Origin of the sequence: Pantoea graminicola (assembly GCF_048452665.1) — a bacterium.
Lineage (GTDB): Bacteria > Pseudomonadota > Gammaproteobacteria > Enterobacterales > Enterobacteriaceae > Pantoea.
In genome coordinates this window covers 151617-165158 of the sequence record NZ_JBLWSJ010000004.1, presented here as the reverse complement: position 1 = coordinate 165158, position 13542 = coordinate 151617, and the positions used below count along the sequence as shown (strand labels likewise).

The 13542-nt window shown below is 55.2% G+C and carries 19 protein-coding genes; 4 read left to right on the top strand and 15 right to left on the bottom strand.

Features of this window, described 5'->3' with window-relative positions; translation table 11 throughout:
* The 9 genes from ACNY69_RS11430 to ACNY69_RS11390 form a co-directional block, all read right to left on the bottom strand.
* Positions 1 to 285 carry a phage holin family protein gene (locus tag ACNY69_RS11430; protein ID WP_418798379.1) on the bottom strand — a complete coding sequence of 95 codons (285 nt, stop codon included), beginning with the start codon at positions 283 to 285 and terminating at the stop codon, positions 1 to 3.
* A 10-nt stretch (positions 286 to 295) separates the two neighbouring features.
* Positions 296 to 751, bottom strand: coding sequence for a phage protein (locus ACNY69_RS11425; RefSeq protein ID WP_137241211.1), 456 nt, complete (start codon positions 749 to 751; stop codon positions 296 to 298).
* Positions 748 to 1884, bottom strand: coding sequence for a DUF2586 domain-containing protein (locus ACNY69_RS11420; protein WP_418798377.1), 1137 nt, complete (start codon positions 1882 to 1884; stop codon positions 748 to 750). Before ACNY69_RS11420 ends, ACNY69_RS11425 begins: the two co-directional genes overlap by 4 nt.
* Positions 1881 to 2588: a phage virion morphogenesis protein gene (locus tag ACNY69_RS11415; RefSeq protein WP_418798375.1), complete on the bottom strand. Its 708-nt coding sequence runs from the start codon at positions 2586 to 2588 to the stop codon at positions 1881 to 1883. The genes ACNY69_RS11420 and ACNY69_RS11415 overlap by 4 nt, the downstream gene beginning before the upstream one ends.
* On the bottom strand, positions 2585 to 3076 hold the full coding sequence (locus ACNY69_RS11410; protein WP_246760942.1) for a phage tail protein: 492 nt from the start codon (positions 3074 to 3076) through the stop codon (positions 2585 to 2587). The genes ACNY69_RS11415 and ACNY69_RS11410 overlap by 4 nt, the downstream gene beginning before the upstream one ends.
* On the bottom strand, positions 3073 to 3525 hold the full coding sequence (locus ACNY69_RS11405; protein WP_182687442.1) for a head completion/stabilization protein: 453 nt from the start codon (positions 3523 to 3525) through the stop codon (positions 3073 to 3075). The genes ACNY69_RS11410 and ACNY69_RS11405 overlap by 4 nt, the downstream gene beginning before the upstream one ends.
* 95 nt (positions 3526 to 3620) lie before the next feature.
* Positions 3621 to 4322, bottom strand: a complete 702-nt coding sequence (gene gpM, locus ACNY69_RS11400; RefSeq protein WP_418798372.1) for a phage terminase small subunit — start codon at positions 4320 to 4322, stop codon at positions 3621 to 3623.
* Between the two features lie 2 nt (positions 4323 to 4324).
* The gene (locus tag ACNY69_RS11395; RefSeq protein ID WP_418798369.1) at positions 4325 to 5344 is read right to left on the bottom strand and encodes a phage major capsid protein, P2 family; all 1020 of its coding nucleotides are present in this window, start codon (positions 5342 to 5344) and stop codon (positions 4325 to 4327) included.
* 56 nt (positions 5345 to 5400) lie between these two features.
* Positions 5401 to 6213 (bottom strand): GPO family capsid scaffolding protein, encoded by an 813-nt coding sequence (locus ACNY69_RS11390; protein WP_418798367.1) that lies wholly within the window; start codon positions 6211 to 6213, stop codon positions 5401 to 5403.
* A 185-nt stretch (positions 6214 to 6398) separates the two neighbouring features.
* Here ACNY69_RS11390 and ACNY69_RS11385 point away from each other — a divergent pair, with 185 nt between their 5' ends.
* Genes ACNY69_RS11385 through ACNY69_RS11375 form a run of 3 tightly spaced genes read left to right on the top strand, consistent with a single transcriptional unit; the run spans position 6399 to position 9519 of the window.
* Positions 6399 to 8180: a terminase large subunit domain-containing protein gene (locus ACNY69_RS11385; RefSeq protein WP_418798365.1), complete on the top strand. Its 1782-nt coding sequence runs from the start codon at positions 6399 to 6401 to the stop codon at positions 8178 to 8180.
* Entirely contained in the window at positions 8177 to 9208 is a 1032-nt protein-coding gene (locus ACNY69_RS11380) for a phage portal protein (RefSeq protein WP_266306083.1), read from the top strand. The genes ACNY69_RS11385 and ACNY69_RS11380 overlap by 4 nt, the downstream gene beginning before the upstream one ends.
* A complete protein-coding gene (locus ACNY69_RS11375; RefSeq protein ID WP_418798363.1) occupies positions 9205 to 9519 on the top strand; it encodes an Ogr/Delta-like zinc finger protein in 315 nt (104 codons plus the stop codon). The genes ACNY69_RS11380 and ACNY69_RS11375 overlap by 4 nt, the downstream gene beginning before the upstream one ends.
* Here ACNY69_RS11375 and ACNY69_RS11370 read toward each other — a convergent pair.
* A complete protein-coding gene (locus ACNY69_RS11370; protein WP_418798361.1) occupies positions 9507 to 9764 on the bottom strand; it encodes a hypothetical protein in 258 nt (85 codons plus the stop codon). The two genes, ACNY69_RS11375 and ACNY69_RS11370, sit on opposite strands and share 13 nt — an antisense overlap.
* Before the next feature lie 65 nt (positions 9765 to 9829).
* Positions 9830 to 11818 (bottom strand): replication endonuclease, encoded by a 1989-nt coding sequence (locus ACNY69_RS11365; RefSeq protein ID WP_418798586.1) that lies wholly within the window; start codon positions 11816 to 11818, stop codon positions 9830 to 9832.
* Positions 11819 to 11890: 72 nt separating this feature from the next.
* On the opposite strand from ACNY69_RS11365, the gene ACNY69_RS11360 reads away from it, so the two are divergent.
* Positions 11891 to 12199 carry a hypothetical protein gene (locus tag ACNY69_RS11360; RefSeq protein ID WP_418798358.1) on the top strand — a complete coding sequence of 103 codons (309 nt, stop codon included), beginning with the start codon at positions 11891 to 11893 and terminating at the stop codon, positions 12197 to 12199.
* Positions 12200 to 12262: 63 nt separating this feature from the next.
* On the opposite strand, the gene ACNY69_RS11355 is transcribed toward ACNY69_RS11360, so the two are convergent.
* The 4 genes from ACNY69_RS11355 to ACNY69_RS11340 all read right to left on the bottom strand — a co-directional run bounded on the left by ACNY69_RS11355 (position 12263) and on the right by ACNY69_RS11340 (position 13542).
* The gene (locus tag ACNY69_RS11355) at positions 12263 to 12502 is read right to left on the bottom strand and encodes a DUF2732 family protein (RefSeq protein ID WP_418798355.1); all 240 of its coding nucleotides are present in this window, start codon (positions 12500 to 12502) and stop codon (positions 12263 to 12265) included.
* A 73-nt stretch (positions 12503 to 12575) separates the two neighbouring features.
* Positions 12576 to 13004, bottom strand: coding sequence for a hypothetical protein (locus ACNY69_RS11350; protein WP_418798352.1), 429 nt, complete (start codon positions 13002 to 13004; stop codon positions 12576 to 12578).
* Positions 13005 to 13013: 9 nt separating this feature from the next.
* Positions 13014 to 13406, bottom strand: a complete 393-nt coding sequence (locus ACNY69_RS11345) for a hypothetical protein (protein ID WP_346461759.1) — start codon at positions 13404 to 13406, stop codon at positions 13014 to 13016.
* Positions 13393 to 13542 (bottom strand): phage filamentation protein Fil family protein, encoded by a 150-nt coding sequence (locus tag ACNY69_RS11340; protein ID WP_418798350.1) that lies wholly within the window; start codon positions 13540 to 13542, stop codon positions 13393 to 13395. The genes ACNY69_RS11345 and ACNY69_RS11340 overlap by 14 nt, the downstream gene beginning before the upstream one ends.

The window sequence follows — 13542 nt, the reverse complement described above, 5'->3', positions numbered from 1 at the left end:
TCACTTCTCCTTATCGTCGCCACCCAGACGGCGGCGTAACCACATTTCGCAGAACTGATATCCCAGAATCCCCAGTCCCGCCCCGACCCCGTTAACCGCCAGCGGCGACATATCCGGGAACTGCACCAGCGCCGCGCCTGCCGCCACTGAAATGGCCGACCCCAGAATGACGCGCCCGGCAATCAGGCGCGGCGTGATTTTTTCATTACTGGCCAGCAGCTTGCCCAGCGCGATAATCCCGCCGAACACCAGCAGCTGCACCAGTGTTTTTTCATGGTCCTGCATCGTATCCCCGTTAGCTGATCAGGCTTTCCGTTGCCGCCGCTTCCAGATACGGCACGCCGTTAATGTTGACGAACTTCGGACTGGTCACGAAGTACTTCACCTTGTGCGTGCTGATAGCGCCGCCCTTCGGATCGATATCCAGCACGTTACTCAGCACCAGTTTGCAGCCGAAGGCTTCAACCTTCGTTTCTTCGCTGCCGACCTTCGCGTAAAACAGAAAGTCCAGCGTGTCGATGCCGCGCCATGATCCGGCGGCGCGCGCCTTCGCGGTCAGCTGCTGAAAGGTTTTGCTGCTCAGCTCAATTTCACCTTCTGCAGCGACTTCCCCAGCTACGTGTCCGTCCGGTACGCCGCGCGTGGACGCCGCTGCCGTGCTGTCCGTGATATCGAGAGAGATTTTTTCGACGTGGAGTAATTCCCCGTCGATGTTTACATCGAATGACTGACCGCTGATGCGCTGGCTCATGCTGCCCCCTCAGTGCTGTCCAGGCTGGTATCCAGTAGCAGCCCTACGGTAATTTCCTTTGGTGATTCAACCGGACGCATCACGATATAAATCTCCACCTGTTTAGCGCTTTTCCAGTTGATCGATACGTCACCGTCGCGCGGCGATTTCACCTCACCGGGGAAGCGAATACCGTTAATCTGGACTGACTGAGACATTTCACGCAGCGGCTTCGCAAAGCTCTGCTGCGCGGCGGCAATGCTGCCCGGCGTGCTGTTCAGTGTGCGATCGGCGATTCGGGCGATGGCCAGCAGGCGCACGCGGCGCGCGATTTTGTCAGCAATACGCACGTACTCGATAACCTGATAATCCCCGCCCTCCACATCCAGCGTGCGCCCGTCAGACCAGTAAAGCCCGTCATAGTCCGGATACCACATCGGCACGCTGAAACGCAGCTTTTCCAGCGCCTGCAGCGTGGCCAGCTCCAGCACTTTATCTGTGCCGTCCACCGGCAGACTGTCACTGCCCAGGCTTACCAGCGCCCCGGTTTTCACGCGCGCCGGGCTGTCAGCGATGGTCACGGCGCGATTACACAGGCGACCGGCCAGCACGCCCGGCTCATTGCCCCAAAGGCGCGGAACCAGCTGCACCGCTGACGCGGAAATTCCGCTCTGCAGCGCACTCATTCGCGTCACATAATCCGGCCAGGCCTCATCAGCCTCCGGACCGCCAGCTGACAGAATGAACCACACCCAGCGCCCGAACTTCGCCAGCAGCGCACTTCGAAGCGAGGCAGCCGCGTTAATCTCCTTCTTATCCGGCACCTCTTCACACAGCACAACGCCCTCCACGGATGCCACCTGCTGCGCGCTCAGCACGGCATCTGTCCATGCCGCCAGCTCTGCATCTTCGGGCAGGACGTGAACGTATGCGGACCAGTTCTGACCGGCATTCTCCAGCGCGGCCATAACAAGACTTTTCAGCACCGAATCCGCCGCACCCAGCTGCGCATCAAAATCGGTCTGCGTATTAACCGCCAGCGTCTTCCCGGCGTTCGTTGCGCCGCGCCCGATAAAGAGCACGACGCGCTCAATATCCTTTGTTTCACCCTGCAGCTGATTAAGCTGATTGACCGTTACATTTGGCCAGCTCATACCCTTCCCCTGATATCCTGCGCATTAACGTCCCAGCCGTAGCCAATGGCCTGCAGCTGGCGCGCCAGCGCCTTATTGAAATCGTCGCTGCCCATCCCAAGAAACGGACGGGACGGCACATCGACAGTCCACACCGTTTTTGCTGCCCGGCCCGTCAGCCTGCGGATCAGCAGACCGGCCTGCGCATATCCCATCGTTTCTGTAATTTCCTTAAACGGCGGTTTGCGCCAGCGCTTACCGCGCCTCACTTTGTAGCCCAGCTTTCGCAGCCGTTTAGCCTGCGCCAGCGAGGCCATTTTCCCTGCCGAAGCAGTGCTACCCTTACCGCGCGCCCTGACGCTGGTTTTCATGCCTTCCTGCTGCGCGTAACCCACGGTCCCAGCCGGTACGGCTTTGTCCCCGTTGCGATATCCGCCGCCCTGCAGATAAAGCCGCACGGCTTCAATTTCGGGCAGTTCGCGGATGTGCAGCAGGTTCGGCAGATTGCGCAGCATCTTTCCCCGGCGGCGCGTTTTTCTTGCCTGCCACGGCGTGCCGTCCGGTGACTGCTGATTGCGTACGTTGCGCTTTGCCGCCGGGATCACGCCATACTTCGCCATGCGCCAGATAAGCCGCTGGCGCTTTTTGTCGGGCAGCTCCAGCTTTGCAATCTCGCGGCGCATGTCACGCAGCTGCGCGGCATTAATCTCCGCCCCGAAAATCACTCCTCAACCTCCGTGTAAATCATCGCGCTCAGCGCCGTCCAGATTTCCGGATCGGCCAGCCGGTAACGCCCGCCCTGATAAGGGACCGGCCCGTTCTCATCCGGCACGATGATCAGGCGTTCCGCCATTGGCACCGTAACGGTCACAATTGCGGTTTCCTCGTCAATCAGCTCAATGTCCCAGTCCGGATCGGCGTTTGTTATACCGACCTGGCTGAATAAATCCCGGTCTTCGGTATCAGTCGCCTGCCAGACTTCCAGCAGCGCCATCAGCAGACGCGGATCGCATTCGCGGTACGGGAAGCGCTCCCAGATAAGCTCCGCGTCATAGCGGATCACCGAAAGCTGCACCTGTCCCAGCCCCATATCACGCGCGGCGGGGATGGTTTTCAGTCCCGTCATTTCGCTGGTAAATGACTGCATGGCGCGCTGCGGCATTTCTGACTTAATGAAGCTGGTCAGTGATTCAAGCTGACTTTCTGTGCTCATACCTGCCTCACCGTGGCGCGCTTAAGCCCTTTAATCAGGCGGATAGTCACTGACGCCTCCGCCAGCAATCCCTTGCGCGTTTCATCGCTCTCCTGTCCCGGATGCGACTCGCGGCGGCCAACTGACGCAAACTCACCCATCAGGTCTGCTTTTGCCCTGGCATACACCGCCTTTTTATACTGCGCCGCCAGCTGACTGATGCCGTTCATGCTGACACCCGGCACGTCAGCAGCGGTCTGGTATCCTGCCGCCCGGTGCTTTTCCTGCACACCGGCAAGCCCGCTGTTTACCTCCGCTGCCGCCGTAAGCAGCGCATTCGCCACGGTTTCCGCGTCCACGTCAGCCGGAATACTGCGGCTGCGCTGGAAGTCTGACAGGTTCATATCCGGCCAGAATCCGTCATTAGTCAGCGGGCTGTCCTGGTATTCAATCGGCTTGCCACTGAACATAAAATCCCCCGTAAAAAGGTGGGCTGACCGGAATCCACGGCGCATTACACTGCGTGTTCTGCCCTCATCCGCGCCCACCCGGCCTGCGGTAGTCGTTATTCAGCCGTAAGCGCTCGGATGCGCGCCGCGATCGTCTTGCGCATCGTGCCTACGCCTGCCTTGTGATACTTCGCCTCGGCGGCCGCCAGCAGCCGGTCAGCCTCAGACAGCGTTTCAACGCTATCTGACGCCGCCGCCCGCGCCTGTCCTGATTCATCACGCAGCAGCAGAAGCCCCGCGAATTTGAACCACTTAGCGGTAATCTCCTCGTGCAGCCGCCAGCGCTGCGTAACGTTCTCAAACGTCCGCGAGAAATAAGGCTCTAAGTCTTCACCCGCCTGGCTTGCCTGCTCTGCCCAGTTCATCATCTGATCGGCCACAAAAGCCGGGAATCGTGATTTGATGTTTTCCGGCGTGGCCTGCTCCTGCGCAATGGCAATGTCTGCCCAGTCCAGCGCCTGATCGAACTCGCCCACGTCAAACAGCCAGACGACGCAGTACGCAAACACCGGATTGGCATACACGCGGCCCAGTTCGAGATAGCTTTCGACCGTGGGCATCCACTTCGGCAGCAGCACATCACGCTTCATGGCCACGCGCTCTGCCGTGGTATCGAGGCTGCGTAATACCGCCACGTCTTCCATGATTTCCTGCATCTGCAGGTGAAGGCTGGCCGTGGTGTTTACTTCCTCAAGCCGCGCCTGCTGCTGCTGCATGGCCACGCGCTGGCTGTGTCGCTGTGCGGGTGAAAGACTCATAATCAGCCCTCTGCCGGTTCGGTCACCTTGCCGATGGTCACCGCATCTTCGTCAATGGCCGCGTACAGCTCCGGCTCCTCAACGGCGTAACCTTCATTGCGCAGGTACTTGTTTTCGTACTGTTTGCGGTCTTCCACAAACTCCGCCTTACGCTGGCGCGTGCCGCGCTGCGTGTAGATGTGCAGGTTTGACAGTGGCGTGACCACCATGCGCTTGCCCGGCATAAACGGCGGGATAATCGCGGTGCGCCCGGCAATGGTGCTGCCCAGCATCTGCGCGGCGATTTTCTCCGTGGGCTTGTCCGCCTTCTGATACAGGCGGTACTGCTCCGCCGCGACCAGATCGGCCCCGACCAGCACCACCAGACGCGGATCGTTACGGAACTGTGCCGGAATTTTGGCGTTAATCAGGTCAGAGGCCATCGCATCCAGTGAGTGATAATCACCGGCATCGTCCAGGGTGACCTTATCGGTCATAATCTGGTAACCGTCTTTGAAGCCTTTCATGCGCTGATGCCAGCCGATATTGACGTCTTCGCCGTTCGGGTTTTTCTCCGGATCGGTTGTCGTCGCCACCTCTTTGCCGTTAAAGCCGATGCGCAGCATGTCCAGCGCAAACGCTTGGTTTGAAAACGTCTGCACCATCTGGAAAAATTCACCTTCATCACCGGCGTTAGCCCACAGTGAAAGCAGATCCCATTTCAGCGCCGCGCAGGAATCGGTTTCGACCAGCTTGTAATCGTTGCCGTCTACACCGACTTTGCGACGGAAACGCCCGTCAGCCACGCGCCCGGTATGAAGTGCGGACGCACCCACCGAAACGACCTGGCCGCTCAGCTGGTCTACGTCTGCCACGGTGATCATGTCCAGGAACTCCACGGACTCCAGCAGCGCAGCGCGTAAGCTGGTTTCCTGCGGATCGGTGAGGCTGAATGCGCGGGCCGGATTCGTCACGCTGTAATGCTCTGCCAGACCGGCAGAGAATGCGTCGATAAATTCCAGTGCGCGTTTGTTTAACTTCATAAATAACCCTCTCGCAAATAATGCGACTTAAAGAAACTTCCCTGACGAAGGCGAAATTAGATGAATTTAAATTTGCGACTTTCCTGCTTATCGCCGGGCTTACGCTTCGGCAGCTGTGTAATCTTGTTATCCAGCTTTCCGAAGTTTTTAATGACTGCCCCGATATGTTCACGCAGCGTGGCAAATTCCTGCGTATCCACCACTTCGGCAATCGTGTCCACATCTTCCTGCGTGGAAGCCAGCTGCGTTTCAATTGCAGACACACGGCCTTCCAGATTATTCAGAGCCTCAGCCAGCGCCTGTAATTTGTCGCTGTCTTCAGGCGCATCATTAGTCGCATCATCTTCAGCGAATTTTTTAGGCTGAATGCCAAACAGCTTTTGCCAGTTTTTCATTTTTGGTTCCTGTTCCACTTTTCCATTCCGGCCAAACTTATAGCGATAGCAGCCGGGTTTGATTTTTTTGCGCTGGCTAAAGCGCATACGTGAAGTGCCCACGCTGGCAGGCGAGTCCGTTGCCGCCAGACCTTCGAGATAGCTGCGCCCCGTGCCGCGAAAGTCTCCGTCTTCGGTAAGCTCTACCGAAAAATAAAGAAGCTGATCGCGTTTATTGGCTTCAATCAGGCTCATGTTCGGACTGATTTTTGCGTAAAGCCTTACCAGCCCGTCATCACCTTCCTGCCACATCACCTGTTTTACACTGCCCCCATTTCCGTAATCGCGTTCATGCTCCGGCCAAATAAGTGCAGCGTATAATTCAGGGTTATATGTTTCAGCAGCATCAATTAACCATTCCCGCTTTAATTCGCGGCGGTCAACCGTATCTCCCTCGGTGGCAATACACAGCCAGTCAGTACATAACTGTGACATATATTTTCCTGCCCTCCGTAACAGCAGAGCCATTATTAATGAATTATCCGCCTGCTGCACCCTGACAAATTCTGCTGCGTTCGGATAACGACAATTAAACGAACCATAAAGAATCAAAGCGGGGTTTTTATTTACTCTTCATCGGCATAATAGCGTTCAGGAAAATAAAGGAATGAAATTACCGGATGGCTAAATACAGTGAAGAATTACGCGGCGTTGCGCGCGCCCTGTATTTAAGGCGATACACGCCGAAGGAAATCGCCAGTGAATTAAATCTGCCGAATGCGCGGATCATTTATTACTGGGCAGAAAAGGAAGGCTGGGCAGATATGCTCAGCCACGAAAGCACGGAAGATGCGATAGAGCGCCGCATCCAGCTGCTGACCGGGCGCGATGGCAAAACAGAGCTGGAACTGAAAGAGCTGGATCAGCTGATTGCTCATGCGGTCAAGCTGCGCACGCAGCACAACAAGCATAAAGAGAAGCTGGCCGCCGCGCGCCCGGCATCCGCAGGCAGCAGCAACGGCGGCAGCGAAGAGGAATGTGATCAGCCGCGCAGTAAGCGCAAATACAATAAAAATGACGTTTCCGGGCTGACGGAAGACGACCTGAACTTATGGGCCGAAGAACACCTGTTTGGCTATCAGAAACACCTGCGCCTGAACATTGGCCAGCAGGTACGTAACATTCTCAAAAGCCGCCAGATCGGTGCGACCTGGTATTTTGCATTCGAGGCGTTTGAAAACGCCGTGCTGACCGGTGACCCGCAGATTTTCCTTTCTGCTTCGCGCGCGCAGGCGGAAGTTTTCCGCTCGTATATCGTCAACATCGCACAGGAATACTTTGGCATCACGCTTACCGGCAACCCTATCCGCCTGAGTAACGGCGCAGAGCTGCGCTTTCTGTCCACAAACAAGAATACGGCGCAGTCATACAGCGGCCACCTCTATTGTGACGAATATTTCTGGGTTCCTAACTTCGCGCGGCTGAATGAAGTGGCCTCTGCGATGGCCACACACGACAAATGGCGCACCACCTACTTTTCAACGCCGTCAGCCAAAACGCATCAGGCTTACCCGTTCTGGACCGGCGAGGAGTGGAAGAAAGGCAGTAAAAAACGCGCCGCCGTGGTGTTCCCCACGTTCGACGCCATGCGTGACGGCGGACGCCTCTGCCCCGATGGCCAGTGGCGCTACGTCATCACGATGGAAGACGCGATTGCCAACGGCTTCAACCTCGCCAGCATCGACAAGCTGCGTAACCGCTACAGCAAAGACACGTTCGATATGCTCTACATGTGCGTGTTCGTTGACAGTAAAGACGCGGTGTTCAGCTTTTCCGACCTGGAGAAATGCGGCACTGACATTACTTTCTGGCAGGACCACGACCCGAAAGCGCGCCGCCCGTTTGGCGATCGTCCTGTCTGGGGCGGTTATGACCCGGCCCGCTCCGGCGACCTGTCTACCTTCGTGATTATGGCCCCGCCGGTGCTGGCCGGTGAGAAGTTCCGGGTGCTGGCCATCATCAACTGGCGCGGCATGAATTTCCGCCATCAGGCCAGCGAGATCAAAAAACTCTTTGGCCGGTACAACTTCACCTATCTGGGCGTAGACGTGACCGGCATCGGCCAGGGCGTTTACGACAACATCCACCCCTTTGCCATGCGCGTGCTGAAACCTATTCGCTACGACCTGAGCACGAAGAATCGCCTGGTGCTCAAGGCGGCGGACGTCATTGAAAGCGGCCGCATTGAATGGGATGCGGATCTGAAGGAGGTGGCCGCGTCGTTTATGTCCATCCGGCGCGCCGTCACGAAATCGGGTGCCGCGGTGACCTTCGTCGCTGATCGCACGGCGGAAACCGGCCACGCAGAGGCAGCCTGGGCAATTATGCATGGTCTGGATAACGAGCCGCTCAACTACGAGCACAAACCTAAATCCAAATGGAAGTTTCAGAAGGCAGCATGAAAAAACGATATAAGCAACGCGCCAGCGGCGCACAGCAGGCGGCAGGTAAGCGCAAAATGTCTGTGCTGCGCTTCGGCAAGCCTGAACCGGTTCTGACCACCGGCACCGATTACCGCGACGTGTGGTATGACAACGATTTTGACCATTACAGCCTGCCTATTGACCGCCTTGCACTGGCGCAGCTGGTAAACCTCAATGGCCAGCACGGCGGCATCCTGCACGCGCGCAAAAACATGGTACTTTCTGATTATCTGGGCGGCGGTCTGACGTTTGACAGCCTGGAGGCTGGCGCGATGGATTTGCTTACGTTCGGGGATCTGGCGCTCGTCAAAATCCGCAACGGCTGGGGCGACGTGGTTGCCCTGGAACCGATGCCCGGCCTCTACATGCGCCGCCGCAAAGACGGTGAGTTTGTGGTGCTGCAGAAAGGTGAACCGCTGGTATACGCCGAAGAGGATGTGATTTTTATCCGGATGTATGACCCTCAGCAGCAGATTTACGGCCTGCCGGATTATATCGGCGGCATTCACTCCGCGCTTCTCAACAGCGAAGCGGTGATTTTCCGCCGCCGGTACTATCACAACGGCGCGCACACCGGCGGCATTCTCTACACCACGGACCCGAACATGACGGATGAAGTGGAAGAAGAGATTGAGCAGCAGCTGGCCAACAGCAAGGGGATCGGCAACTTCAGCACTATTCTGGTGAACATCCCCGGCGGGGATAAGGAAGGCGTGCAGTTTATCCAGATGGGGGACATTGGCGCGAAAGATGAATTTGCCAACGTGAAGAACATCAGCGCGCAGGACGTGCTGAACGCGCACCGCTTTCCGGCTGGGCTTGCAGGGATTATTCCGCAGAATACTTCCGGCCTGGGTGATCCGGAAAAGGTGGAAGCCACCTATAAGAAAAACGAGGTGGCACCACTTCAGCGCCGCCTCATGATGGCGGTAAACGGTGATCCGGAAGTACCGGAGCACCTTCACCTGAAATTTTCCCAGCAATCAAAGAACAAGGATGCGGCATGAGGCGTAATCGGATAAAATCCAGGCAAACTTATAATGCCGGAGCCGCAAATATGCGCGTGTTAAAAATTGAGTGCCCAGAGTGCAAATCAAAGGCGGTCATCCGTAAAACTAACCGTAAACATCGTGATATTGCAGATATCTATTGCGCATGTGCAGACGTAGAGTGTGGACACACTTTTGTTATGAATTTGACGTTTTCCCACACAATCAGCCCTAGCGCCAAAAAGGGCGACTTGCTGATTCAGCAGGTGATCAGCGGCATGTCAGCAGAACAAAAACAGCTGACTTTAAAACTACTTCAGGCATCTTGATAAGAACGCCCCTCACTTACTGGGGCGCTTCTCCTCGCTTCGCTTTTCAGGTCAGCTAAAAGGTCCGCCGTCAGTTCTCCCAGCCATTCATCAAGTAATGCGCGGCGTTTATCTTCGACAAGTGAATGAGTCATCATTTTCACTATAAAATCAATCCGTTCCACCTTAACTATCTGGCTTAACGACACAGACATTTCAACCTCCCTTACATCAAACACTGTATGCCCATACAGTATAATATCCATTACGAAATATGAATCTTTTTTTGAGATTCATCCGCTATAAACCTGATGCAATACCAGACCTTACCTTACGCCCAGCCCGGCCAAAGCTCGTTTTCATTCGTATCGGCAACGTCTATTAGACGCTCCGCCTGATACTTCAAAAGGCCATGCCCCCTGAAAGAGATCGCAGCCCCGCTTAATAGCTGGTCGATTTCTTCATCACTGCCCTCAAACCCCCTGGCTTTCAGCTCCACTTCTAACCTGCGGCGCTTCGGCCCCGTACAGTTATTGACAGAACTCCAAGGGGCGGCGTTGCCGCCAGAAAAGCCAGCCTCCGCTGACGCTTCGGCCAGTTTGGCTACCTTTTCCCACTTAACCAGACGTGTCGGCACTTCTGAGCCGGCAGCGCGCGGACAGTAAACCCCCTGCACCCGCTGAATGTCTTCACCGTACTCATTGCCACATTCGGTAATTTCATAAGCCAGACGAACAACCAGATCACACCGGGCAACGAGCGGACCGCCCTGCGCCTGTGTGTATGCTGCCCAGTCAACCGCCACGCTTGCAGATGCCAGAACCGCATCCATTTCCGGCTGCTCAATCTGCTGGTCACCCAGTCTGCGCAACTCGCGCCACACCGTCACCGGCGCACCGCCAATCTGCTGAAACTGCCGGATGCGCCAGCGTGATGCCCAGGCTGAAACAGCCTTTGCCATTTCACGCGCGTTTCCGCCCGTTTCGCCGTCGCTTTCTTCATCAAGCGCATAGCCGTCGATATTTTTAGAGATGTATTTTGCTATGTAGCCGGTCGCACTGCCTTTAGTGGGATCAATCGGCTCAACGTGAAAACGCGCCTTTAACGCCTTTTCCGTGTTCAGCTCCTCACTGTCAGCAATCCGCGCGTGGTAACACATAATGTCCCGCACTTCGTCAACGTGTTCAGGACGCATGAAAAGCAGCATGTGCCAGTGTGGTGTTCCATCGTGATGCGGCTCCACAACGCGGAAGCCGAAAACGTGGATACCGGCACGGGAAAAAGCTGCCCGGATTTTTGCCCAGACAGAACAGAGATATTTTTGAGTGTCGCGCGGATTGGCACCGTTCCACTTTGAAACGAATCCACCTTTGCTGTGTACGGCGTGAAAACGTGACGGCGCTGTGATCGTGTAAAAATCACCGGCATAGCCTTCATGGTTGGCAATATCTTCGAAACCACGCATACGCGCCATTAACTCACAGCGGCGAATAGCGGGATTAGCATTGCTGCGGTTGACCATATCGGCCAGCGCAATGCGATCACCATCCTCATTAACCAGATCAAACTTTTTGAAAAACTCGCGGTTACGCTTTTTCTGTTCTGCCCACTCTCCGAGTGTTCCGCGTGAAACGTAGGGACTGGCGGCCTTCTGGACCTGCCCCACAGCAATCGCCATATGCTCACGGTGCAGATCACGACGACGCTGCAGACGAACCCGCCACCATTCAGGTGACATCATGCGCAGAATCGCACTTTCAGCGTGGCGACGTTTAATCCTGCCGGTCTTCTTAACGGACAGCCAGAAAGGCGGCGTAGTACCGCATTTGAGTGCTTCCTGTGCCAGAAATACATAACCCTGAGCCGTGCGCTGCTTCAGCTCGTCTTCATCAGGTTTATCGTCAGGCGCCGTCATTTCAGCCCAGGAGTGAAAAGCCTCGCCTAAGTGACTGGCAATGTTATAAGCCAGATCACGCACACGGTCCCGATCATAGCCCGGCAGATCATCAAGGTTATCTTTGAAAGGTGAAGGCATACCGGTTGAATAATCACGCTGCCATGCTGCATTCACAAGTTTCAGACGTGGCAATACGCTCTTACCGATAGTGTTTCGTAAGAACGTATTGGCACGGCGGCGACCGTTTTTTGATGACTTTAAAAGCGATTCATATCGCTGGCCAAAATATCCGGACAGGTAATCCGGAATGTCATGCAGAAACTGGCTGCGCCACTCATGATCGGAGGAATCACAATGCCAGAGTTTAAGCTCGGTGAGAGTGATGCCCTGCGGTGCGCCAGGCGAAAAGAACTCACGCCGCATTTTGTTGACGGCGTGATACTCGCCATTATGATTTAGAACCTCATGAACGCTCACATTTACCTCAAGGAAGCTATGGAAAACAGATATTTGAAAGATTGCGAACGCCCTGCGCATGACGTTCGCATTACGGAATGGCTTGCCGTTCAGGAAAATGATTCAGGCATAACTTCTTATAAAATTGCTTTGTTTCATGACGGCTATTTATACCGTTCGATTAACTGCACTGACCTCGCAGAGTATGTTGCTGCGTCGGAGTTTCTGAAGTCGCTGACGCTGGTAAACTGTCTTGATAGCACCGCCACTTTTCGCGGGTTTGATGCAGTGTTCGCAACTCTTCAGGACTATAAAAAAGCTTTTCCAGCTCGTCAGCCGCCTCTTTAATGCTAGTTTTTTGAGCACACTTCAACACACACATTGCAAGGGTGAACGCTTCCTGAGTTGGTTTTACTGCCATAGCGCACCGCCCTTGCCATCAATCGCTTCGGCTTCCTGCCGGATCAGTTCAACAATCTCAACAGCAGACAGTCCTTTATTGGCTGCGTGTGTTGCCAGGCGATCAAGGCGGCCAGACAGTTTAGTTGCCATATCCTTGCCACCTTCCACACGCGCCTGACTGCATAGCTCCTGAACCAGTTCACTGCTGCCGGCCGCTTCTTTTTTTAAATCCTGACGGGTCATTCTCATGGCTTTTCTCCATTTCAGAGCGCACGAATCCCCGGCTATCCGTCGGAAAGCCAAAAAATCGTGCGTCGGGTTATTAGCGGTTAAACAGCGAATTAAGAATTGAGGAACGGAAAGGCTTTACCGGCATCTGCGACTGGTTAGGGGATGACAGCAAATGTAATTCGTAAGACACGCTCCACCATGAACGGATAAGGGCCACAATAGGCGATGCTCCAAGGAAGCCAGCGGCAAAGTAAATTGCGCGGATTGCGCTCAACGCTTCAATCTGCTGCGTGTGGGTTTCTGCCTCACGGAATGCACGGCACCAGAAAGCAGAACTTACCAGCAGCCACTGCATTTTGTCGTCCAGTTGGATCGTGTCGTTAAAGACGAATTGTTTTAATGCGACCGTGCTGCCTTCTGTGTCACATTTGCTCAGGAAGAACTCTGCATAATCCGGGTTAACGCCCCAGTCGCGGAAATCTTCCAGTAACCCTTTTTTTTCAACAGTGATGATATTCATAACATTTCCTCAGTGGGCGCGATTGTCAGCGGGTTTGCGCAGTTGCTGCCGCGCCGTTATCAGCTCATGTACTGGCGTCCCCGGTACTGTAGGGACTGATCGCGCTGCGTGTAGCGCGCTCGGTGATGGTTTCTTTTCCTGTTGAAACGCCAGCAGCCCCAGCCCCTTAAACATTTCAACCATGCACTTCAGACGCTGCAGGCCACGCTTAATCTGGTGTAATTCGCGGTCAGTGAACTGGCCCCACGAATAACGACAGTGACGCGCCTTTAAACCTGCGGCGTGCAGAATAATTCCTCGCTGATTTTCGCTAAGCCGTTCCCAGATACTGTGGGCCTGTGTGCTGTGTCCAGAAACCATCTGGCGCAGCACGCCCAGCCATTTTTCATCATTTGCATTCATGCTTTGCCTCATGATTTTTTTTTGTTAAAGCTGGATTCCAGCGCAGGCCGTTGGGCAGCTGAATGGTTCCGTGGCCATACGCAGGCAGTTGTTTCGATGGCGACTGGCGCTTTAACAGATTCACAAATACGAACAT

Bases quoted from the DNA above. Each gene is read 5' to 3' on its own strand.
- ACNY69_RS11355 (WP_418798355.1), bottom strand. From the start codon at position 12,502: ATGAGAATGACCCGTCAGGATTTAAAAAAAGAAGCGGCCGGCAGCAGT.
- ACNY69_RS11360 (WP_418798358.1), top strand. From the start codon at position 11,891: ATGGAAAACAGATATTTGAAAGATTGCGAACGCCCTGCGCATGACGTT.
- ACNY69_RS11395 (WP_418798369.1), bottom strand. From the start codon at position 5,344: ATGAAGTTAAACAAACGCGCACTGGAATTTATCGACGCATTCTCTGCC.
- ACNY69_RS11375 (WP_418798363.1), top strand. From the start codon at position 9,205: ATGAGGCGTAATCGGATAAAATCCAGGCAAACTTATAATGCCGGAGCC.
- ACNY69_RS11340 (WP_418798350.1), bottom strand. From the start codon at position 13,542: ATGTTCGTATTTGTGAATCTGTTAAAGCGCCAGTCGCCATCGAAACAA.
- ACNY69_RS11370 (WP_418798361.1), bottom strand. From the start codon at position 9,764: ATGGATATTATACTGTATGGGCATACAGTGTTTGATGTAAGGGAGGTT.
- ACNY69_RS11345 (WP_346461759.1), bottom strand. From the start codon at position 13,406: ATGAATGCAAATGATGAAAAATGGCTGGGCGTGCTGCGCCAGATGGTT.
- ACNY69_RS11420 (WP_418798377.1), bottom strand. From the start codon at position 1,884: ATGAGCTGGCCAAATGTAACGGTCAATCAGCTTAATCAGCTGCAGGGT.
- ACNY69_RS11385 (WP_418798365.1), top strand. From the start codon at position 6,399: ATGGCTAAATACAGTGAAGAATTACGCGGCGTTGCGCGCGCCCTGTAT.
- ACNY69_RS11380 (WP_266306083.1), top strand. From the start codon at position 8,177: ATGAAAAAACGATATAAGCAACGCGCCAGCGGCGCACAGCAGGCGGCA.
- gpM (WP_418798372.1), bottom strand. From the start codon at position 4,322: ATGAGTCTTTCACCCGCACAGCGACACAGCCAGCGCGTGGCCATGCAG.
- ACNY69_RS11365 (WP_418798586.1), bottom strand. From the start codon at position 11,818: ATGCGGCGTGAGTTCTTTTCGCCTGGCGCACCGCAGGGCATCACTCTC.
- ACNY69_RS11425 (WP_137241211.1), bottom strand. From the start codon at position 751: ATGAGCCAGCGCATCAGCGGTCAGTCATTCGATGTAAACATCGACGGG.
- ACNY69_RS11405 (WP_182687442.1), bottom strand. From the start codon at position 3,525: ATGTTCAGTGGCAAGCCGATTGAATACCAGGACAGCCCGCTGACTAAT.
- ACNY69_RS11430 (WP_418798379.1), bottom strand. From the start codon at position 285: ATGCAGGACCATGAAAAAACACTGGTGCAGCTGCTGGTGTTCGGCGGG.
- ACNY69_RS11390 (WP_418798367.1), bottom strand. From the start codon at position 6,213: ATGTCACAGTTATGTACTGACTGGCTGTGTATTGCCACCGAGGGAGAT.
- ACNY69_RS11410 (WP_246760942.1), bottom strand. From the start codon at position 3,076: ATGAGCACAGAAAGTCAGCTTGAATCACTGACCAGCTTCATTAAGTCA.
- ACNY69_RS11350 (WP_418798352.1), bottom strand. From the start codon at position 13,004: ATGAATATCATCACTGTTGAAAAAAAAGGGTTACTGGAAGATTTCCGC.